Annotated in this window: 20 protein-coding genes and 1 tRNA gene; 13 read left to right on the top strand and 8 right to left on the bottom strand. The window is 76.3% G+C overall.

The window, feature by feature from the left end; genetic code table 11:
- Positions 1-28: 28 nt before the first annotated feature.
- From nusG to AAG589_RS06505, 3 genes are all read right to left on the bottom strand, one after another.
- Positions 29-880, bottom strand: a complete 852-nt coding sequence (nusG, locus tag AAG589_RS06515) for a transcription termination/antitermination protein NusG (RefSeq protein ID WP_430566457.1) — start codon at positions 878-880, stop codon at positions 29-31.
- Positions 881-943: 63 nt separating this feature from the next.
- Positions 944-1,204 carry a preprotein translocase subunit SecE gene (gene secE / locus AAG589_RS06510; RefSeq protein ID WP_446719684.1) on the bottom strand — a complete coding sequence of 87 codons (261 nt, stop codon included), beginning with the start codon at positions 1,202-1,204 and terminating at the stop codon, positions 944-946.
- A gap of 130 nt (positions 1,205-1,334) precedes the next feature.
- Positions 1,335-1,410: transfer RNA gene (locus AAG589_RS06505), tRNA-Trp, on the bottom strand.
- 223 nt (positions 1,411-1,633) lie between these two features.
- On the opposite strand from AAG589_RS06505, the gene AAG589_RS06500 reads away from it, so the two are divergent.
- The 8 genes from AAG589_RS06500 to AAG589_RS06465 are packed head-to-tail and all read left to right on the top strand — an operon-like array spanning position 1,634 to position 9,028.
- The gene (locus AAG589_RS06500) at positions 1,634-2,578 is read left to right on the top strand and encodes an ABC transporter ATP-binding protein (RefSeq protein ID WP_430566456.1); all 945 of its coding nucleotides are present in this window, start codon (positions 1,634-1,636) and stop codon (positions 2,576-2,578) included.
- Positions 2,575-3,450, top strand: a complete 876-nt coding sequence (locus AAG589_RS06495) for an ABC transporter permease (protein WP_430566455.1) — start codon at positions 2,575-2,577, stop codon at positions 3,448-3,450. Before AAG589_RS06500 ends, AAG589_RS06495 begins: the two co-directional genes overlap by 4 nt.
- Complete coding sequence (locus AAG589_RS06490) at positions 3,437-4,690, top strand: sensor histidine kinase (RefSeq protein ID WP_430566454.1); 1,254 nt, start codon at positions 3,437-3,439, stop codon at positions 4,688-4,690. Before AAG589_RS06495 ends, AAG589_RS06490 begins: the two co-directional genes overlap by 14 nt.
- Complete coding sequence (locus AAG589_RS06485) at positions 4,687-5,352, top strand: response regulator transcription factor (protein WP_430566453.1); 666 nt, start codon at positions 4,687-4,689, stop codon at positions 5,350-5,352. Before AAG589_RS06490 ends, AAG589_RS06485 begins: the two co-directional genes overlap by 4 nt.
- 47 nt (positions 5,353-5,399) lie before the next feature.
- Positions 5,400-6,485, top strand: coding sequence for an adenosine deaminase (locus AAG589_RS06480; protein WP_430566452.1), 1,086 nt, complete (start codon positions 5,400-5,402; stop codon positions 6,483-6,485).
- Between the two features lie 7 nt (positions 6,486-6,492).
- On the top strand, positions 6,493-6,864 hold the full coding sequence (locus AAG589_RS06475) for a hypothetical protein (RefSeq protein ID WP_430566451.1): 372 nt from the start codon (positions 6,493-6,495) through the stop codon (positions 6,862-6,864).
- Positions 6,864-8,375 carry a sensor histidine kinase gene (locus tag AAG589_RS06470; protein ID WP_430566450.1) on the top strand — a complete coding sequence of 504 codons (1,512 nt, stop codon included), beginning with the start codon at positions 6,864-6,866 and terminating at the stop codon, positions 8,373-8,375. Before AAG589_RS06475 ends, AAG589_RS06470 begins: the two co-directional genes overlap by 1 nt.
- On the top strand, positions 8,372-9,028 hold the full coding sequence (locus AAG589_RS06465) for a response regulator transcription factor (protein WP_430566449.1): 657 nt from the start codon (positions 8,372-8,374) through the stop codon (positions 9,026-9,028). Before AAG589_RS06470 ends, AAG589_RS06465 begins: the two co-directional genes overlap by 4 nt.
- Positions 9,029-9,085: 57 nt before the next feature.
- On the opposite strand, the gene AAG589_RS06460 is transcribed toward AAG589_RS06465, so the two are convergent.
- From AAG589_RS06460 to AAG589_RS06450, 3 genes are all read right to left on the bottom strand, one after another.
- Positions 9,086-9,487, bottom strand: coding sequence for a hypothetical protein (locus AAG589_RS06460; protein ID WP_430566448.1), 402 nt, complete (start codon positions 9,485-9,487; stop codon positions 9,086-9,088).
- Positions 9,488-9,591: 104 nt separating this feature from the next.
- Positions 9,592-10,953, bottom strand: coding sequence for a hypothetical protein (locus tag AAG589_RS06455; RefSeq protein ID WP_430566447.1), 1,362 nt, complete (start codon positions 10,951-10,953; stop codon positions 9,592-9,594).
- An 84-nt stretch (positions 10,954-11,037) separates the two neighbouring features.
- Entirely contained in the window at positions 11,038-12,147 is a 1,110-nt protein-coding gene (locus AAG589_RS06450) for a DNA glycosylase AlkZ-like family protein (protein WP_430566446.1), read from the bottom strand.
- Between the two features lie 146 nt (positions 12,148-12,293).
- Here AAG589_RS06450 and AAG589_RS06445 point away from each other — a divergent pair, with 146 nt between their 5' ends.
- The 4 genes from AAG589_RS06445 (at position 12,294) to AAG589_RS06430 (ending at position 15,922) form a co-directional block, all read left to right on the top strand.
- Positions 12,294-13,553, top strand: a complete 1,260-nt coding sequence (locus AAG589_RS06445) for a sensor histidine kinase (protein WP_430566445.1) — start codon at positions 12,294-12,296, stop codon at positions 13,551-13,553.
- Complete coding sequence (locus AAG589_RS06440) at positions 13,550-14,215, top strand: response regulator transcription factor (RefSeq protein WP_430566444.1); 666 nt, start codon at positions 13,550-13,552, stop codon at positions 14,213-14,215. Before AAG589_RS06445 ends, AAG589_RS06440 begins: the two co-directional genes overlap by 4 nt.
- A gap of 138 nt (positions 14,216-14,353) precedes the next feature.
- A complete protein-coding gene (locus tag AAG589_RS06435) occupies positions 14,354-14,638 on the top strand; it encodes an SHOCT domain-containing protein (protein WP_430566443.1) in 285 nt (94 codons plus the stop codon).
- A gap of 273 nt (positions 14,639-14,911) precedes the next feature.
- Positions 14,912-15,922, top strand: coding sequence for a L,D-transpeptidase family protein (locus AAG589_RS06430; protein WP_430566442.1), 1,011 nt, complete (start codon positions 14,912-14,914; stop codon positions 15,920-15,922).
- Positions 15,923-15,994: 72 nt separating this feature from the next.
- On the opposite strand, the gene AAG589_RS06425 is transcribed toward AAG589_RS06430, so the two are convergent.
- Positions 15,995-17,221, bottom strand: a complete 1,227-nt coding sequence (locus AAG589_RS06425; protein WP_446719711.1) for a UDP-N-acetylmuramate dehydrogenase — start codon at positions 17,219-17,221, stop codon at positions 15,995-15,997.
- A gap of 2 nt (positions 17,222-17,223) precedes the next feature.
- On the bottom strand, positions 17,224-18,516 hold the full coding sequence (locus AAG589_RS06420; protein ID WP_430566441.1) for an MFS transporter: 1,293 nt from the start codon (positions 18,514-18,516) through the stop codon (positions 17,224-17,226).
- Positions 18,517-18,616: 100 nt separating this feature from the next.
- On the opposite strand from AAG589_RS06420, the gene AAG589_RS06415 reads away from it, so the two are divergent.
- Positions 18,617-19,753, top strand: coding sequence for a LacI family DNA-binding transcriptional regulator (locus AAG589_RS06415; RefSeq protein WP_430566440.1), 1,137 nt, complete (start codon positions 18,617-18,619; stop codon positions 19,751-19,753).
- Positions 19,754-19,758: the final 5 nt, after the last annotated feature.

Genomic DNA, 19,758 nt, shown 5'->3' with positions numbered 1-19,758 from the left:
CGATGACCCGGTTGCAGGACTGCGTCCGTCAGATCTTGGCGACCTGGTTGAACGACAGCTCGACCGGGGTCTCCCGGCCGAAGATGGAGACGAGGACCTGGAGCTTCTGGGCCTCGGCGTTGATCTCGGAGATCGTGGCGGGCAGCGTGTCGAACGGCCCGTCGGTGACGGTGACCGACTCGCCGACCTCGAAGTCGACCTCGACCGGGGCCTTCGCCGTCGCGCCGGACGACGCCGCGGCGGCCTTGCCGGCCTCGGGGGCGGCCTCGACGAACACCGGCGCCAGCATCGAGTAGACCTCGTCGAGCGTCAGCGGCACGGGCTGGTGCGTGTGGCCGACGAAGCCGGTGACGCCCGGCGTGTGGCGCACGGCGCCCCACGACTCGTCCGTGAGGTCCATGCGCACGAGGACGTAACCGGGGATGCGGACGCGGCGGACGGTCTTCTTCTGCGCGTTCTTGATCTCGGTCACCTCCTCCATGGGGACCTCGATCTGGAAGATGTAGTCCTCCATGTTCAGGCTCTGGATGCGGTTCTCCAGGTTGGCCTTCACACGGTTCTCGTACCCGGCGTACGAGTGGATGACGTACCAGTCGCCGAGCTGCGAGCGCAGGGTGCGGCGGAACTCCTCGGCCGGGTCCTCGACGACGTCGCCGTCGGCGTCCGCCGGGCGCTCCTCGTCGGTGTCCTCCGCGACGGCCTCGTCGGCGTCCGCCGCGACGGCCTCGGCCCCGGTCTCCTCAGCAGCGTCCTCGACGGCGGCCTCCGGCTCGGCGTCGGTGGAGGTGTCCGTGGGCACGTCGAGGTCCGCCGCGGCGCCGTCGGCGTCGGGCTGGGTGGGGTCGACGTTCTCCGTCTGGTCCAGCGGATCCTGGGACACGAACGAACCTGCTTTCTGGAATCTGCTTGCTTCAGGGGGCGGACGTCCGGCGGCCTGCCGAGGTCAGTCGCCGAAGAGGGCGAGGACGCCCAGTCCGATGACGTAGTCGAGCGCCGTCACGAACAGCATGACCACGACGACGAACACCAGGACGACGATCGTGTAGTTGACCAGCTCCGAGCGGGTCGGGGTCACGACCTTGCGGAGCTCCGCCACGACCTGGCGCACGAAGAGCGCGATGCGCGCGAACAGGTTCGGGCGCTTGCCGGTGGCCGACCTGCCCCCGCCGGGCGTCCCCACGGCCTCAGCCGGTGACTCGCTCACTCGCTCTACCCCGTTTCGCGTTCCCACCGCGGCCGCGCCACCTGCCGGCGACGCACCCACGGCACTGACTCCTGGCGTTCCGGGGTCATGCGGATGGCCCCGCTGCGCGCGGCCCCGCGGGGGATCACGCTGGCAGGGTAGACAGGACTCGAACCTGCAACCTGCGGTTTTGGAGACCGCTGCGCTACCAATTGCGCCACTACCCTTCGTGCTCGACGCCCGTGGCGCCACGCTCGAGACGCCCCGGAAGGGCGCGTTCGATCATGGCGGGCATCAACCACCGAGGGACAACTGTACGCGACGCGGGGGCGTGGGTCGAACCACCGCCGGAACGCTTCCTCGCGCGCCCCGCCGTCCACCGATCGGTGGACCTGCGGTCCCGTCGTCCGAGGCTCCCGCGGGCCCCGCCCGGGTCGCGAGGCTCGATGCATGACCTCGACCACGACCCCCTCCCCGGCTCCCCCGCCGCCGGCCCCGCGCGGGCACGCCGGCCGTCCCCCGTCCGCCGCCGGCTCGCCCGGTGCCGCCGTCCGCGTCCGCGGGCTGCGGAAGCGCTACGGCGCCAAGCAGGCCGTCGACGGGCTCGACCTCGACCTCGCGACCGGCGAGATCGTCGCCGTCCTCGGCCCCAACGGCGCCGGCAAGACCACGACGATCGAGATCCTCGAGGGCTTCCGCGACCGCGACGCCGGCGAGGTGCGCGTGCTCGGCGAGGACCCCGCCCGCGGCGGGCGGGCCTGGCGGGCCCGGCTCGGCGTCGTCGCGCAGGACGCCCACGACCAGGCGGAGCTGTCCGTCGCCGAGTCCGTGCGCTCGACGGCGCGCTACTACCCCGCGCCCCGCGACCCCGACGAGGTCGTCGACGCCGTCGGGCTCACCGCCAAGGCGGGCGCGCGGGTGCGCTCCCTGTCGGGCGGCCAGCGGCGGCGGCTCGACGTCGCCCTGGGCGTCGTCGGCCACCCCGAGCTGCTCTTCCTCGACGAGCCGACGACCGGCTTCGACCCGCAGGCCCGGCGCACGTTCTGGGACCTCGTCCTGCGCCTGCGGGACGCCGGCACGACCATCCTGCTCACCACGCACGACCTCGCCGAGGCCGCGCACCTGGCCGACCGCGTCGCCGTCGTCCGCGACGGCCGCGTCGTCGCCGAGGGCACGCCCGAGACGCTCGGGGGCCCCGACGCACGCACGCCCCTGGTGACCTGGACCGCCGACGGCGTCCGGCACGCGGAGCGCACGGACGCCCCGACGGCGCTCGCCGCGCACCTCATGGCGAGCGTCGCCGGCGCCGACGGCGAGGTCGCCGACCTGTGCATCACCCGACCCAGCCTCGAGGACGTGTACCTGGGGCTGCTGACGACGGAGGACGACCGATGAGCACCACGGACCGGGTCGCGACGGGCTCGACCACCGCGACGGCGGCGACGACCGGCCGGGGACGGCTGCCCGGCCTCGCCCCGCTCGCGCTCGTGCGCGCGGGCCTCGAGCTCCGCCAGTTCTGGCGCGAGCGCGACGCGGTGATCTTCGTCTTCGCCTACCCGATCGTCATGCTCGCGATCTTCTCCAGCGTGTTCGGCGCCGAGGACCAGGGCACCGACGTCGCTCAGATCGGCTTCGCGCAGTACTTCCTGCCCGGCATGGTCGCGACCGGCATCGTGCTCACCAGCTTCCAGTCGCTGGCCGTGTCCATCGCGATGGAGCGCGACGACGGGACCCTGCGCCGCCTGCGCGCCACGCCACTGCCCGCGGCGGCGTACGTGGGCGGCAAGGTGCTGCTGACGCTCGCCACCTCGGTGGCGCAGACGGCGCTGCTGCTGGCCGTCGCGGCGCTCGCGTTCGACGTCCCGCTGCCCACCGACCCGGGACGCTGGGCCACGTTCGCGTGGGTGTTCGTGCTCGGCTCGGCCACCGGCACGATCTGCGGCGTCGGGTTCTCGTCGCTGCCGCGCTCGGGCCGGTCCGCGAGCGCCGTCGTGACCCCGGTCGTGCTGGTGCTGCAGTTCATCTCGGGCGTGTTCTTCGCGTTCTTCGCCCTGCCCGGGTGGATGCAGACCCTGGCGTCGGTGTTCCCCCTCAAGTGGATCGCGCAGGGCATGCGGTCCGTCTTCCTGCCCGAGGACATGGCGGCGCTGGAGACGAGCGGGTCCTGGCAGCACCCCGCGACCGCTGCTGTACTGGTCGCATGGCTGATCGTGGGGCTGGTCGTCGGGGTGCGCACCTTCCGGTGGCGGCGCCGTGACGACGGCTGAGGGCCGCGACCCGTACGAGGCCGCGGACCTGGACGACACCGCCTGGGAGCGCCAGGTGGTCTGGTGGGACCGCACGTTCGTCGCGATCGTCCTGCTCACGGCCGCCGCGCTCCCGCTGGCCGGCCTGCGCGGCGGGTCGCTGTGGGTCGCGTACGCGGCGATGGCGGCGATCCTCGCGGCGTACGCCGCCTGGGGCGCGCGGGCGGCGCGGTCGCGCGACCAGCGGCTGGCGACGGCGTACGTCGTGGTCCTCGTCGCCGGGACGTCGGTCACGGTGGCGCAGGACGGCATCGCCACGCTGCTGCTGTTCGGCGCGTTCACGCAGCTGTGGATGCTGCTCGAGCCGGAGCGGCGCGCGGTGGTCGCCTCGGTCGTGCTGGCGGCGGCCACGTCGGTGGGGATCGCGTTCCAGGAGGGCTTCGACGTGCCCACCCTGCTGGAGGCGGCGCCGCAGATGGCGATCGCGCTGGCGTTCGCGATCATGCTCGGGCTCTGGGTGGCGACGACGATGCGCCAGTCCGAGGAGCGCGCCCGGCTGCTCCACGACCTGCGCCAGGCGCAGGCCGAGCTCGCCGAGTCGCACCACGCCGCCGGGGTCACCGCGGAGCGCGAGCGCATCGCGCGCGAGATCCACGACACGCTGGCGCAGGGCTTCACCAGCGTCGTGACGCAGGCCCAGGCGGCGACGGCGGCCCTCGACCGGGGAGAGCGGGACCGCGCCCGCGAGCGGCTCGTGGTCGTGGAGCAGACGGCGCGCGACAACCTCGCGGAGGCCCGCGCGCTCGTGGCCGCCTTCGCCCCCGTGCCCCTGCAGGGCTCGACGCTCGCCGAGGCGCTGCGCCGGCTGTCCGAGCGGTTCACGGCCGAGACGGGCACGCCCGTGGTGCTCGACGTGGCCGGCGCGAGCGACCCGTCGGTCGACGGCGCCACCGGGCACGCGGCCGCCGACGTCGTGCTGCTGCGCGCGGCGCAGGAGGCGCTGGCCAACGTGCGGCGACACGCGGGGGCGGGGTCGGTGACGATCCGCCTGGCACGCGGGAGCGCCGGGGCGGACGCCGACGTCCGGCTCGAGGTGGTCGACGACGGGCGCGGCCTGCCGCCCGGGCACGCCGACGGGCTGGGGCTGGCGGGGATGCGCGAGCGCGTGTCGGCGGTGGGCGGCACGCTCGCCGTCGCGCCCGGCGAGCACGGCGGGACGCGCGTCGAGGTGCACGTGCCGACGTCCGGCGGTGCGGCATGACCGGTGCCACGGCAGGGCGAGGGCCGACGGTGCGCGTGCTGGTCGCGGACGACCACCCGGTGGTGCGCTCCGGGATCATCGGGATGCTGGACGGCGAGCCCGACGTCGAGGTCGTGGGCGAGGCCCCGGACGGCGAGACGGCGGTGGCGCTCGCCGGCGAGCTGGCGCCCGACGTCGTGCTGATGGACCTGCGGATGCCGCGCCTGGACGGGGTGGGCGCCACGGCGCGGATCGTCGCGGCGGCCCGGGGCGGCGCGACGCGTCGCGGCCCGCACGTCGTGGTGCTCACGACCTACGACACGGACGCCGACATCCTGCGCGCCGTCGAGGCGGGCGCCACGGGCTACCTGCTCAAGGACACGCCGCGCGACGACCTCGTGGCCGGCGTGCGCGCCGCCGCCCGCGGCGAGACGGTGCTGGCGCCGGGCGTCGCGACGCGGCTCGTGACCAGCGTGCGGACCGCGGCCGAGCGGCCGACCGCACGGGAGGCCGAGGTGCTGGCCCTGGTCGCGCAGGGCCTGTCGAACGCCGCCGTCGGGCGGGAGCTGTACATCGCGGAGGCCACCGTGAAGACGCACCTGCTGCGGGCGTTCGCCAAGCTGGGCGTGGACGACCGCACGGCCGCCGTGACGGTCGCCCGCGAGCGTGGCTGGCTGCCCTGACCCGCCCGGCGGCGACGGGCCCGACCGGTTCGAGGCAGACTGGCGCCGTGCGCGATCTGGCGAAGCTCCCCAAGGCTCACCTGCACCTGCACTTCACGGGCTCGATGCGGGTGCCCACCCTGCGCGACCTGGCGGCCGAGCACGGGGTGCGGTTGCCCGGGGCGCTGACCGACGGCGACCCGCTGCGGGTGCCGGCCGACGAGCGCGGCTGGTTCCGCTTCCAGCGCCTGTACGACGCGGCCCGCGCCTGCGTGCGGTCGGAGGCGGACATGCGCCGCCTGGTCGACGAGGCGGCGGCGGACGACGCCGCCGAGGGGTCGCGGCGGCTCGAGATCCAGGTGGACCCCACGTCGTACGCGCCGTTCGTCGGCGGCATCACGCCGGCGGTGGAGATCGTGCTGGACGCCGCGCGGGCCGCGAGCGCCGCGCACGACGTCGAGGTGGCGGTGGTCGTCGCCGCGTCGCGCATGCGGCACCCGCTCGACGCCCGCACGCTCGCGCGCCTCGCGGCCCGGTACGCGGGCGAGGGCCCGGGCGAGGTGGTGGGCTTCGGGCTGAGCAACGACGAGCGGCGCGGGGACACCGCCGAGTTCGCCGCCGCGTTCCGCATCGCGCGCCGCGCCGGGCTGGCGTCGGTGCCGCACGGCGGCGAGCTCCTGGGCCCGGCGCACGTGCGCGACGTCGTCGACGCCCTGCACCCCGACCGGCTGGGCCACGGCGTGCGGGCCGGCGAGGACCCGGCGCTGCTGGCCGAGCTGGTGGAGCGCGGGGTGGCCCTCGAGGTCTGCCCGGCCTCCAACGTCGGCCTCGGCGTGTACGCGGACACGTCGCGGGTGCCGCTGCGGCCGCTGGTCGAGGCGGGCGCCCGCGTCGCGCTCGGCGCGGACGACCCGCTGCTGTTCTCCTCCCGCCTGCTCGACCAGTACGTCGCCGCCCGCGAGGTGCACGGCTTCACGGACGCCGAGCTGGCGGACCTGGCACGGTCGTCGATCCGGGCGAGCCGGGCCTCGGACGCGACGACGCGCCGGCTGCTCGCCGACGTCGACGACTGGCTGGCCGCGCCCGACTCGGCGCCGGAGGTGGGGGCGGGAGCCGACGCGTTCTCATCTGCGTCTCATCCGCCCGCGGGATGATCCGGGCATGGCTCAAGGGTCGGCTGAACGGTCGGGACGTCGGTGGCGCGTCGCGGTCCCCTGGGTGCTCGGGATCGCGCTGGTCGCCGTGATCGCCGGCGTGCTGGCCTCCGCCCTGTCCGCCGAGCCGGAGGACCGGGACGTGGGCGGCGTGGTGGTGGTCTCCCCCACGCCCGGGCCCGCGTCGCCGCCGCCCGACCCGTCCGGGGAGCCGACACCGTCGCCGTCCGGGAGCCCCTCGCCCACGCCCACGCGGACCGACGACGACGGCGGCGTCGCGCCCGTCCCGCCGACGGACGACGACGATGACGATGACGACGGGCCCGACGATGACGACGGCCCGGACGACGACGGCCCCGACACCGACAAGGACGACTGATGGCGCGAGCCCCGCGGCCCCACGGCGGGCCGACCGTCCGCACGCGCATCCTCGCCGTCCTCCTCGCCCTCACCGCCCTCGCGCTCGCGCTGGCCGGGGCCACCGCGTACCTCCTCACGTACGACCACGTGGACGACCGCATCGACGCCGACCTCACCGAGAGCGCGCAGGAGCTGCAGACGCTGGGCGCGTCCGGCGTCGACCCGGTGACCGGGCAGCCGTTCGCCACGGCGGAGGAAGTGGTGATCGCCGCGATCCAGCTCGACGTGCCTGCCCGGCACGAGGGCGTCCTCGGCCTGCGCACCGGCAAGCGGCCGCTCGTGTCCCAGCAGGCCGTGGAGGTGCACCTGCAGGACGACCCCGAGCTCGTCGCGGCGGTCACGCCCCTGCTCACCTCGGAGCGGGCCGTGCTGCGCACGATCGGCACGTCGAGGGCCGATTACCGGGTGCTCGTCGCGCCCGTCGCCCCGGTCACCGCGTCGGGCGACCCCGCCGCGCTCGTCCTCGCCTACGACCGGGACGCCGAGCACGCCGAGACGCAGGCCGTGTTCCGCGGGTACCTGCTCGTGGCGCTCGCCGCGCTGGTCGTGACGGGCGTCGTGGGGTGGCTGCTCGCCGGGCGGCTCCTGCGGCCGATCCGGATGCTCGCGCGCACCGCGCAGCAGATCGGCGAGTCGGACCTGTCCGCCCGGATCCCGGAGTCCGGCAACGACGACCTCACCCACCTCACCCGCGCGTTCAACGGGATGCTCGACCGGCTCGAGGGCTCGTTCGAGTCCCAGCGCCGGCTGCTCGACGACGTCGGGCACGAGCTGCGCACCCCGCTGACGATCGTGCGCGGCCACCTCGAGCTCATGGACACCACCGACCCGGCCGACGCGGCCGAGACGCGGGACCTCGCGCTGGACGAGCTCGACCGGATGCACCGCCTCGTCGACGACCTGGTGACCCTCGCGACCGTCGGGCAGCCCGACTTCGTGCGTCCTGCCCCCGTGGAGCTGGGCCGGCTCACGGACGACGTGCTCGACAAGGCCCGCACGCTGGGCGACCGCACCTGGCTGGTCGACTCCCGCACCGACGCCCGCACCATGGCGGACGGGCAGCGCCTCACCCAGGCGTGGCTGCAGCTCGCCGCCAACGCCGTGAAGTTCTCCGAGCCCGGCAGCGTGGTCGCGATCGGGTCGCGCACGACGCCGGACGGGGCGCGGGTGCGGCTGTGGGTGCGCGACGAGGGCGTCGGCATCGCGCCGGACGACCTGGGGCGCATCTTCGACCGCTTCGCGCGCGGCGAGCACGACGGCCGGCGCCGCGACGGCTCCGGGCTGGGGCTCGCCATCGTCGCCGCCATCGCGGAGGGCCACGGCGGCGAGGTCACCGTCGAGTCCGCCCCCGGCCGCGGGTCCACGTTCGCCGTCGTCGTGCCCGTGCTGCCCGTGCCCGACCCCGAGCCACCGATGTCACCGATGTCACCGACGCCGACGCCGACGCCCCGAGGAGGGACCACCCCGTGAGCCAGATCCTGGTCGCCGAGGACGAGACCCGCATCGCCTCGTTCATCGCCAAGGGGCTGCGCGCCTCCGGCTACGCGAGCACGACCGTCGGGACCGCGCGCGAGGCGTTCGACCTCGCGTCGTCGGGGGACTTCGACCTGATGGTGCTCGACCTCGGGCTGCCCGACCAGGACGGCTTCACCGTGCTGCGCCGGCTGCGCGAGGCGAAGGTGACGCTGCCGGTCGTCATCCTCACCGCCCGCACGTCCGTCGCGGACACGGTGGCCGGGCTCGAGGGCGGCGCCGACGACTACATGCCCAAGCCGTTCCGCTTCGAGGAGCTGCTGGCGCGCATCCGGCTGCGCCTGCGGGCCGAGCCCGCGGGCGAGGTCACGGTGCTCACCCACGGCGACCTGAGCCTCGACCTGCGCACCCGCCGGGCCACCGCCGCCAGCGTCGAGGTGGACCTGTCGGCACGGGAGTTCGCGCTCGCCGAGGCGTTCCTGCGCAACGCCGGGCAGGTGCTCAGCCGCGAGCAGCTCCTCTCGCGGGTGTGGGGGTACGACTTCGACCCGGGCTCCAACGTGGTGGACGTGTACGTGCGCTACCTGCGCAACAAGCTCGGCGCCGAGCGGTTCGTCACCGTGCGGGGCATGGGGTACCGCCTGGCGTGACACCGCCGCCGGCCGCCCCGTCGTGGGGCGGCCGGCGGTGGTTCGTGCGGGCGCGGGTCAGTCCGCGGACGGTGCCGTCGGGGCGGTCTGCGCGGACTGCGGGGTCACCGGGCTGACCGCGGAGGCCGCCGTCGCCGGGCTCGCCGCTGTCTGGGCCGTCTGGGCGGACGGCGCGGTGTTCGCGGTCCTCGTAGTGGGAGCCGTCGTCGGCGTGGCGACGGAGCCCGCGGTCACGGTGGTGATGGACGTGCCGTTCGCCGTCGCCGCGGGCGACGGGCTCGCGGCCGACGCCGAGTCCGCGGCGGCCGCCGGCGCCCCGGCGTCGCCCACCTGGACGGCGCCCGCGACGACGGCGTCCGACGGCGTGCGGTCGAACGTGCCCTGGGCCGCGGCGACGCCGGCGCCCAGGCCGACCGCGCCCAGCGCGCCGGTGACGATCCATGCGCTGCGTGCCTTCATCGTGCTGCTCCTTCGTCCGTGGTCCCGGCGGGCCTCTCCCGCCGACTGGTCCCCAGCCTCGAGGGCCACCGTGAGAGGCCCGGGAGGCGCGGATGAGAGGGTTCTCAGACTGCGGCGGCCTCCACGGCGAGGCGCTCGGCGACTCCGAGGAACGCCTCGACCGCCGCGGCGTCCTCGGCGCCCGCGGCGAGGGAGACGACGACGGCCGCGGCCCGGGCGCGCAGGAGGGCGGGCTCCACCGCGCGGCCGAAGACGCCGAGCCACCGCTCCACCAGCCCGCCCACCCCCGCGTACGCGGCCGGGTCGAGCGCGGGCAGCACCGCCAGGTGCGCGACGGCGCACGCCAGGTCGTCCACGAGGTGGCCGGGGCCGAGGGTGTCGACGTCGAGCACGGCGCCCACGTGCAGGGCCCGCCCCGCGGTCGACGGCTCCAGCAGGAGGTTCGCGGCGTGCAGGTCGCCGTGCGTCACGACGAGCGGCCCCCGGTCGCCGACCGCGACCGCGGCGTCGATCGCGCTCCGCAGCCGGGCGAGCCGGTCGGCGCCGACGCCGTGCACGGTCGCGAGCGCGCCGAGGTAGTGCCCCAGCCGGTCGGCCCACGGCGGTCGCCGTGGCAGGGCGAGGCCCGCGCGCGGCAACGTCGTCGCGACCCGCAGCAGCTCCGCCGGGTCGACGCAGGCGGGCTGGTCGGCGGCGGGGGTGCGCGCCACGAGCGCGGCGACGGGCTCGCCCGGCACCTCGTCGAGCAGGACGACGCCGTCGGCGGACCACGACCGCACCCGGGGCGCCCCGACCGCGCCGGGGTGCGCGGCGAAGAGCGCGTGCCGCCGCACGAGGTCCGCCACACGGGCCGGCCGCACCACCTTGACGTAGGCGGCGCCCTGGGCGGTGCGCGCCCGCAGCACCGCGCGCCGCAGCGGGCGGTAGGTGACGGTCTCCAGGGACAGCAGCGGGGCGTCGACGCCCGCCGCGCGCAGCAGCTCGGCCACCCGGTCCGGCGTGCTGCCCGCCGCGAGCCCGGGCAGGGCCGGGTCGTGCGGGTGGCGCCACACGTGCACCGTGCGCTCGCCGTCGTCGAGCCGCACGACCCCGGGGCCGGGCCCGGCGTCGGGCGCGCCGCCGCGGTCCCCGGCCCCGCGACCGCCGTCGCCCCGGGCGCGGCGGAAGGCCGACGCGCTCGCGCTGGTCGCGAACAGGTGCTCGGACGCGCGGACCGTGCGACCGCCGGCCTCACGGCGGGCGACGACGTCGTACGCCACCGTCACCTCGGCGCCCGGCCGGGCGTGCACCTGCCGCACGGACCAGGACTCCGCCGCGGCGCCGTCGGCCGCGAGCGCCGCGCCCAGCAGGTCGCCCGCGACGTCGCCGGTGAGCAGGTCGAGCCAGGCGCGGTGGTCGGCGGGCACGGTCGCGGCGGGACCCGGGGTGCTCGTGGGTCGTGTGGGGGTCGAGGGCACGGGAGGCACGACGCCATCCGACCGGCGGCGGGCGTGGCCGGGGTGAGACGCCGATGAGAGGTCTCTCATCGGCGCGCCCGGCGGCGCGACCGGTCAGAGCGTGACGTCGTCGAGCCCGAGCCACCGGGCGAGGTCCTCGAGCTCGCCGCGCACGGCCCGCGACACGTCGGGGTCGAACGGCAGGTCCTCGTGGATCGCGTCCACCCGGAGCACGCCCGCCCTCCGGTCGGCGGTGGCGTCGACCTTGCCGACGAACCGGTCCCCGTGCAGCACCGGCAGGGCGAAGTACCCCCAGCGGCGCTGCGCGCGCGGCTTGTACATCTCGAGCACGTAGTCGAAGTCGAAGATCTCCAGGAGCCGGGCGCGGTCGTGCACGAGGGCGTCGAACGGCGAGAGCACCGCCGTGCGGCCCTGGAACGGCTCGTCCACGGCCTCCAGCGCCTCCGGGTCGACGAGCCACGGGCGCTCCGTGCCCTCCACCGTGGCGGGGGTGCCCGCCAGGTCCACGTAGTCCTCGTCCCCCGGCAGGCCGGGCAGGCGCGCCTGGGTGATCCCACGGGCCCGCACCCGCCGCGCGACCCGCTCACGCTCCGCCTCCGCGCGCGGCAGCGGGTCGACGTCCGGGTACACCCGCTCGGCCAGGTCCCACAGCCGGTCGCGCCCCCGCCGCCCCGAGACCGCGACGTCGCCGTGCAGGCTCGCGAACTCCAGCATCTGCGTGACGTTGCGGTGCCCGGTCCAGCCGGTGGAGCGCCACGGGCGCACGCTGGTGTCCGGGACGTCGCGGGCGGCGAGCGGCCCCTCGGCCCCGAGCAGGCGCAGGACGTCGTCGAGGAACGGCGCGTTGTCGTGGAACCAGCTCGCGCGCCAGTCCCCGAACGGCCACCGGCGCATCTGCTCGAGGTACAGCGGCAGGTCGGCCGTCGAGCGGACGGTGCCGCCCAGGCGGAAGAGCATCCGGTCGGCGAGGGCGTCCTCGACCGCCCCGGGCCACGTCGCACGGCCGAGCCTCGACCACGGGACCAGGTCGACTGCGGGCGCCACGGCGGCGGTCGGGTCCACCGGCAGCACCATGAGGTGCTCGATCGCGGCGACCAGGTCGTCCGGGCGTCGGGCGTCGAGCAGCTGGGCCCGCACCGCGATGCGGCGGGCCTGGTCTCGCGTCAGCCGCACGGGCGAGCGGGTGCCGGGGTCGGTGACCACGCGACGACGGTAGCGCCGGGCGCCGACAGCACGGCCCCCGGGGGACGGTCCCCAAGCCATGGTCCCGAGGCATGGTCCCCCAGGACCATCCCGGGCGGCACCGTGGTCGGACGCGCCCCGGGCGGCTGCGGCGTAGCGTGCCGGGCATGGACCGCGGCCCGCTCGACCGGTGGCGCCCCCGGCTGTTCCTTGCGGCGACGCTGGCCGTCGTCGTGACGTTCGGGACGCTCGGGGCGTCGCACTGGCAGCCCGGCGCGCGCCCCGTCGACGCGCTGGGGCTGCTGCTCGCGCTGGTCGGTCCGGTCGTGCTGCTCGCGCTCCCCCGTCGGCCCGCCCTCGCGGTGCTCCTGGCCGTCGGGGCGCTCGGCGCGTACCTCGCGCTGGGCTACGCCTGGGGCCCCGTGCTGGCGGGCACGGTCGGCGTGCTCGTCATGGTCGTCCTCACCGGTCCTCCCGCGCGGGCGCGGGTGGTCGCCTGGTCCGGCGCGCTGCTGATGTGGGGCGTCGTGCTGGCGGCGGCCGCGCTGCGGGACGAGCCCGCCCGGTTCCCCGGGCTCGTCGGCGGTGCCGCGTGGACCGCCGTCGCGCTGATGGTCGCGGGCGGCGTCCGCGAGCGCGTCGCGCGGGCCGCCGCCCTGCGTGCCGCCCGCGCCGAGCGGGAGCGCACGGCCGTCGCTACCGAGCGCCTGCGCATCGCGCGCGAGCTGCACGACGTCCTCGCCCACTCCCTGTCCGCCATCAACGTGCAGGCGGGCGTCGGGCTGCACCTGCTGGACCGGGACGCCGAGCAGGCGCGCTCCGCGCTCGCCTCCATCAAGGCCACGAGCCGCGACGCGCTCGACGAGGTGCGCGCCGTGCTCGGGGTCGTGCGCGGCGAGGACGAGCGCACGGCCGGGACCGACGGCGCCGACGGAGATCCCGAGAACACCCCACGCGTGCCCACCTGGGACCTCGCCGCCCTCCCCCGGCTCGCCGAGCCGCTGCGCGTGCGCGGCGTCGCCGTCCGCTTCGACGTCGACCCCGCCCTCGACGGCGCCCTGCCCGCCCACCTGGCCGGCGTGGCGTACCGGGTGGTGCAGGAGGCGCTCACCAACGTCGGCCGGCACGCGCCGGGCGCGCGGTCGGTCGTGGTGCGCGCGGCGCGCGAGGGCACGGGGGTCCGGGTCACCGTGACCGACGACGGCGGGCCGCCCGGCCCGGGCGCCGACGGCGCGCCCGGCTACGGGCTGCGGGGCATGCGCGAGCGCGTCGAGGGCGCGGGCGGCGCGCTCGTCGCGCGGCCCACGGGCGACGGGTTCGCCGTCGACGCGACGATCCCCCTGCCCGCCGACCTGTCAGGGCCACCGCACGGAATGCCCGACGCTCGTCCTGACAGCCCGGGCCGCGGTGAGCGAGGAGAGACATGATCCGGGTGCTGCTGGCCGACGACCAGGCGCTGGTGCGCGGTGGGTTCCGCGCGCTGCTCGACGCCGAGGACGACATGACCGTGGTGGGCGAGGCCGCCACCGGCGACGAGGCCGTGCGCCTCACGCTGCAGCTGCGACCCGACGTCGTCCTCATGGACGTGCGCATGCCCGGCGCGGACGGGCTGGAGGCCACCCGCCGCATCGTCGCCGACCCCGGTGCGGGGGGCGTGCACGTGGTGGTCGTGACGACGTTCGAGCTCGACGAGTACGTGGCCGAGGCGATCCGCGGCGGGGCCAGCGGCTTCCTCGTCAAGGACACGGAGCCCGCCGACCTCGTGCGCGCGGTGCGCGTGGCGGCCGCGGGCGACGCCCTGCTGTCCCCCGGCGTCACCCGCCGCCTGCTCGCCCGGGTCGCCGACGCCACCCGCGACGTGCCGCCCCCGCCCGGCCTCGACGACCTCACCGCCCGCGAGCGCGAGGTGCTCGTCGAGGTGGCCGGCGGCCTGTCGAACGACGAGATCGCGCGCGCGCTCTACCTGTCCGAGTCGACGGTGAAGACGCACGTCTCGCGGGTGATGGCCAAGCTGGGCGCCCGCGACCGCGCGCAGCTCGTCGTCGCGGCCTACGAGGGCGGCGTCGTGCGGCCGGGCTGGACCGGCTGACCCACGCGCCGGGCGCGGCGCGGCACGACGGGACGACGCAGGTCGGTACGGGGGGCTGACGACGACACGCACCCCGCCGGGCGACGGTGGTGGCGAAGGGCCCGCACCGGGCGGACCCACCGTCACGAGGAGTCCACGATGCTCACCACTGCCACCGCGATCGCCGTCCCCGCGGCCGTCGCCGCACACCCGTACGCCGCCGGCGGCGGGCCGGGCTGGTGGATCGTCTTCCCGATCCTGTGGTTCCTGCTCTTCGCCACGGTCGTCGTCCTGATCGCTCGCCGCGCGCGGCGGTACGGGCCGCCGTGGGCCCGCGGCGGCGCGGGCGGCGTCGACGTCCTGGGCGAGCGCTACGCCCGCGGCGAGATCGACGAGGCCGAGTACCGGCAGCGGCTCGCCGTCCTCAAGGAGGACCGCCGCTGACCACCCCCGGCTTCCAGCACGCGATCTCTCGCGCCGTCCGGCCGGACGGCGCGAGAGATCGCGTGCTGGAAGGGCTGTGATCGACCCAACCTTTTCCGGCCGTCGTGCGTCTGAGCAGGTGAACGGCAGACGACAGGTCACGACACGGTGACGATCACGGCACGACCGGAGCGCTGCGGTCGCATTCCGGGCACCGGCGGGGCACGGTAGTACCCCGCGGCGCGCCTGGTGCGCCGACGGCGCGGAAGGGGCTCCATGCGTACGGTTCCCAGCTTGAGGCGACGCCTGACGGCGTCGCTCGTCGGTGTCCCGGTGGTCCTCACCCTGGCCCTCGCCGGGTGCGCACCCCTGTCCGGCGAGACCGAGCCCGAGCCGGGCGCGGCGCCGACCGCCTCGACGTCCGCGTCCGAGGACGGTCCCGGTGCGGCGTCCGACGACGCGCAGAGGCGCGCCGACGAGGACGCGCACGAGAAGGCCGACCAGGACGCCGCCGACCGGAAGGCGGCCGAGAAAAAGGCCGCGGAGAAGGCCGAGGCGGAGCAGAAGGCCGCCGAGAAGAAGGCTGCTGAGGAGGCCGCGGAGAAGGAGAAGAAGGCGGCCGAGAAGAAGGCGGCCGAGGAGGCCGCCGCGAAGGAGCAGGCCGAGCAGGAGGCCGCGGAGAAGAAGGCCGCCGAGGAGCGGGACAAGATGCTCGAGTACGGCGACTCGGGCGAACGGGTCGTCGCGCTGCAGCAGCGGCTGCAGGAGCTCGGCTACTTCCTCCAGGACGCGGACGGCAGCTTCGGCCCCGCCACCCAGCAGGCGGTGTGGGCGCTGCAGAAGGCGGCCGGCCAGTACCGCGACGGCGTCGTCGGGCCGAAGACGCAGGCCGCGCTGGACGACGGCGTCCGCCCGCGGGCGCACTCGTCGTCGGGCAAGGCGGTCGAGATCGACCTGGACCGGCAGCTGCTGATGACCGTCGAGGACGGCGAGGTCACGCGGATCATCAACGCGTCGTCCGGCAACGGCGACACGTACGAGGCCAAGGGCCGCACCTACCACGCGACGACGCCGCGCGGCTCCTACGCCGTGTACATGGAGCGCAACGGCATGCACGAGTCCACGCTCGAGCTGGGGTCGATGTACCGCCCGAAGTACTTCTCGGGCGGGTACGCGGTGCACGGCTCGGGGTCCATCCCGCCCTACCCCGCGTCGCACGGCTGCGTGCGCGTCTCCAACGCCGCGATCAACTGGCTCTGGGACTCCTGGGGCATGCCGAAGGGCACGCCGGTCGTCCTCTACTGACTCCGGCTGTTGTGAGCGGGCGTTTGGCCCTGTTTCGACGACGAAGCAGGGCCAAACGCCCGCTCACAACCGCTACAGGGCGGTGCCGACCAGGACGGGCTCGGGCTCCAGCTCGATGCCGAAGGCGTCGCGGACGCCGTCGCGCACGGTGCGGGCGAGGGCAACGACGTCGGCCGCCGTCGCGCCGCCGCGGTTGGTCAGCGCGAGCGTGTGGCGCGTCGACAGCCGGGCCGGGCTGTGCTCGCCGGCGAGGCCGAATCCCTTGGTGAACCCCGCGTGCTCGATGAGCCAGGCGGCGCTGGTCTTCACGAGCGTCGGGTCGACGACGCCGAGGCTCGGGCTCACGGTCGACTCCGGCGTCGCGGAGCGCACGGCGAAGCGCGGCGCGTCCGCGGGCAGCTCGTCCGCCGCGTCGGCCGGCAGCACCGGGTTGGTGAAGAAGGAGCCGGCGGACCAGCGGTCGTGGTCCGGTGCCGGCGCACCGCCCACGCCGTCGAGCAGCATGCCCTTGCCGCCGCGCAGCTCGAGCACGGCCTCGCGCACCTCGGCCGACGGCGCCCGCTGCCCCACCTCGACACCGAGGCGGCGCGCCAGCTCGCCGTAGCCGACGGGTGCGGACAGGCTGCCGAGCCGCAGCTGCAGGTTCACCTCGAGCACCACGTACCGCGGCGTGGGGTACCAGGGGGCGCCCTCACCGCCGTCCGCGCGCATGGTCCGCTTGAGCAGCGACGTGCGGTAGCCGAACCCGAGGCCGCTGAGCGGGAACGTCCGGCGGCTGCCGGTGGCCCGGTCCCAGGTGACGACCGACGCGACGACGCCGGCGACCTCCTGGCCGTACGCGCCGATGTTCTGCACGGGAGCGGCGCCGACCGTGCCGGGGATGCCGGACAGGGCCTCGACCCCCACCCACTCGTTCGCCACGGCCTCGGCCACGAACGCGTCCCAGTCCTGCCCCGCGGTCAGGCGCACGCTCGCGCCCCCGCACGCGCCGTCCGTGCCGCACGAGTCCTCGAGGTCCGCGTCGAGGCCCTGGCGGGCGTCGCGCACGACGACGCCGGCGAAGCCCTCGTCAGCCACGAGCAGGTTCGAGCCGCCGCCGATCACCAGCAGCGGCCGGCCGGCGTCGTCCGCCGCCCGGACCGCGTCGATCAGCTCGGCCTCGGACTCCGCCTCGACGTACTCGTCCACGGGCCCGCCCACGCGCAGCGTCGTGAGCTCGGCGAGCGTCGGGGCGGACCCCGCACGGTCCGCGCGCTGGGGAGCGGGCTCGTCGGCGGAGGGGGTGTTCAGGGTCGACAGGCTCACTCGCCCAGCGTACGCGCCGGGTCGGCGGCGGCCGGCAGCGGCCTCGCGGCCCCCGCGACCAGCAGGCCCACCGCCACCGGCAGGGCCAGCACCAGCAGCGCGTCACGGTAGCCGACGTGCTGCGCCAGGAACCCGATGAGCGCCGGGCCCACGAAGAACGCGGAGTAGCCGATCGTCGAGACGGCCGAGACGCGCACGGCCGCGCGGCGCGGGTCGTCGGAGGCGGCGGACATGCCCAGCGGGAAGCCGAGGGCCGCGCCCGCTCCCCAGAGCGCGACGCCGGCCACGGCGCCCCACAGCGACGGCACGAGGGCGAACATCAGCACGCCGCCCAGCGCCGCGGCGCCCGAGGCCCGCAGCACGACGACGCGGCCGAGCCGGTCGATGAGGCCCGTGCCCGCCAGCCGGGTGAGCGTCATCGCGCACAGGAAGACCGCCAGGGCGACGGCGCCGGCCGCCTCGCCGGCGCCGAAGTCCTCGACGACGGCGAGCGCCACCCAGTCGTTCGCGGCGCCCTCGGTGAGGGCCGCGGCCAGCACGACGAGGCCGATCAGCAGGGTGCGGGACTCGCGCCACGCGGAGAGCGCCTCGCGCCAGGAGTGCCCGCGGCGGGGCTCGACGGCGGTGCCCGGGTCGGCGGCGGTGTCGCCGGCTCCCGACGCCGGCGCCACCTCGGGGGCATCGTGCGGCGTCGGCTCGAAGAACCGCACGCTCACCGCCACCACGGCGACGTCGAAGGCCAGCACGGCGATGAGGTGCACGGGCAGGGAGACGCCGGCGTGGGCCGCCAGCGCGCCGAGGCCCGCGCCCGCGACGGTGCCGAGGGAGAAGGCCGCGTGGAACCGTGGCATGACGGACCGGCCGAGGCGCTGCTCCACCACCGCACCCTCGAGGTTCATGGCCGCGTCCCAGACACCGATGCCCATGCCGCCGACGAAGAGGCCCAGCCGCACCGCCATCGGCTGGTCCGCCACGACGGCGAGCGCCGCGCCGCCGTAGCCCACCAGGTGCAGCGCGGCGAACGTGACGCACGTGGCGGCGGCGCCGATCCGGGAGGAGATCATCCCCGACAGCGGTAGCGCGAGCATCGACCCGACCGCGCCGGTGAGGAGCAGCACGCCCATCTCGCCCTCGCTGAACCCGAGGCCCGCCTGCACGGCGGGGATGCGCGACGCCCAGGTCGCGGTGCCGATCCCGGCCACGACGAAGACGGCGCTGACGGCCCACGCGGCCCGGACGGCGTGCGGCGGGGCGGGCGTGGGGCGCTCGCGGGACTGCTCGGTGCTCACGGTCCGACGTTTCCCGATTCCGACCCGCCGGTCAAATCGATTCGAGCGCGTCGGCGCCGCCGCGGGTAGGCTTCGGGCCGACACCGCCGGAAGGAGCCCCATGGGCCGCAGCAACGCCCGACCGACCCTCGCGCGGGTGGCCGAGCTCGCCGGCGTCTCGGTCTCCACCGCGTCCCTGGCCTTCTCCGGCGCGGGACCGATCACCGCCGAGACCCGCGACAAGGTGCTCGCCGCCGCCGGCGAGCTGGGCTACTCGGGCCCCAACCCGCTGGGCCGGCAGCTCCGGTCCGGCCGGTCCGGGATCGTGGGGGTCGTGCTCGGCGACCAGCCCGGCCGCGCGTTCCGCGACCCGGTCGCGGTCAAGGTGCTCGACGGCCTCGTGGACGTGCTGGGCACGGAGGGGCTGGGCGTGCTGCTCATCCCCGGCGTGCGCGCGCCGGCCGGGCCGCGCAGCACGGACGGCGAACCCGCCCCGGCGCCCGCCGTCGACCCCCTCCTGGAGACCGCCGCCGTCGACGTCGCCGTGCTCGTGTGGGGCGTGCTCACCGACGACGCGACGCTCGCCGCGCTGCAGCGCCGGGACGTCCCCGTCGTCGTCGGCGAGGGCAGCCGTGTTGAGGGGGCGCCGCTCGTCGCGCTCGACGACCGGTCCGGCACCGCGCAGGCGGTGCGCCACCTCAAGGACCTGGGGCACTCGCGGATCGCGGAGATCACCCTGCCCCTCGACGCCGACGAGCGGTCCGGGCCGGTCGACGCGGCACGCCTCGCGCAGGCGGACCGCACGTCGACGCGGCACCGCCTCGCGGGCGTGCGCGACGAGGTGGAGCCGGTGATCTCGTGGGAGACGCCCGCGTCCCTCGTGGAGCACGGTCGCGACGCCGCGACCGAGATCCTCGGCGCGTGGGTGCCCGAGACGGAGCGGCCGACGGCGATCGTCGCCCACTCGGACCTGCTCGCCGCCGGAGCGGTCATCGCCGCCCGCGAGCTGGGCCTGCGCGTGCCCGAGGACGTCTCGGTCGCCGGCTTCGACGGCATTGACCTGCCGTGGCTGTCCCCCGACGTGCTCACCAGCGTGCACCAGCCGTTGCAGGCCAAGGGCGCGGCGCTCGGCAACGCCGTCCTGGGCGTGCTGGCCGGCGACGAGCCGACCTGCACCACGCTGCCCGTCGAGCTCGTGCCCGGCACCACCACCGGGCCCGTGCCCGACGTCGTGCGCCCCGCCGACCCGCAGGACTGAGCCCG

It is taken from the genome of Isoptericola sp. F-RaC21, assembly GCF_038593535.1.
Classification (GTDB): Bacteria; Actinomycetota; Actinomycetes; order Actinomycetales; family Cellulomonadaceae; genus Isoptericola.
The sequence above is the reverse complement of the archived record's forward strand: the minus strand, read 5'-3'. Positions and strand labels throughout refer to the sequence as shown.

Excerpts from the sequence above, each read along its gene's own strand:
- AAG589_RS06445 (WP_430566445.1), top strand. The coding sequence starts at position 12,294 with ATGGACCGCGGCCCGCTCGACCGGTGGCGCCCCCGGCTGTTCCTTGCG.
- AAG589_RS06415 (WP_430566440.1), top strand. The coding sequence starts at position 18,617 with ATGGGCCGCAGCAACGCCCGACCGACCCTCGCGCGGGTGGCCGAGCTC.
- AAG589_RS06460 (WP_430566448.1), bottom strand. The coding sequence starts at position 9,487 with ATGAAGGCACGCAGCGCATGGATCGTCACCGGCGCGCTGGGCGCGGTC.
- AAG589_RS06500 (WP_430566456.1), top strand. The coding sequence starts at position 1,634 with ATGACCTCGACCACGACCCCCTCCCCGGCTCCCCCGCCGCCGGCCCCG.
- AAG589_RS06485 (WP_430566453.1), top strand. The coding sequence starts at position 4,687 with ATGACCGGTGCCACGGCAGGGCGAGGGCCGACGGTGCGCGTGCTGGTC.
- AAG589_RS06470 (WP_430566450.1), top strand. The coding sequence starts at position 6,864 with ATGGCGCGAGCCCCGCGGCCCCACGGCGGGCCGACCGTCCGCACGCGC.
- AAG589_RS06495 (WP_430566455.1), top strand. The coding sequence starts at position 2,575 with ATGAGCACCACGGACCGGGTCGCGACGGGCTCGACCACCGCGACGGCG.
- AAG589_RS06435 (WP_430566443.1), top strand. The coding sequence starts at position 14,354 with ATGCTCACCACTGCCACCGCGATCGCCGTCCCCGCGGCCGTCGCCGCA.
- AAG589_RS06440 (WP_430566444.1), top strand. The coding sequence starts at position 13,550 with ATGATCCGGGTGCTGCTGGCCGACGACCAGGCGCTGGTGCGCGGTGGG.
- AAG589_RS06475 (WP_430566451.1), top strand. The coding sequence starts at position 6,493 with ATGGCTCAAGGGTCGGCTGAACGGTCGGGACGTCGGTGGCGCGTCGCG.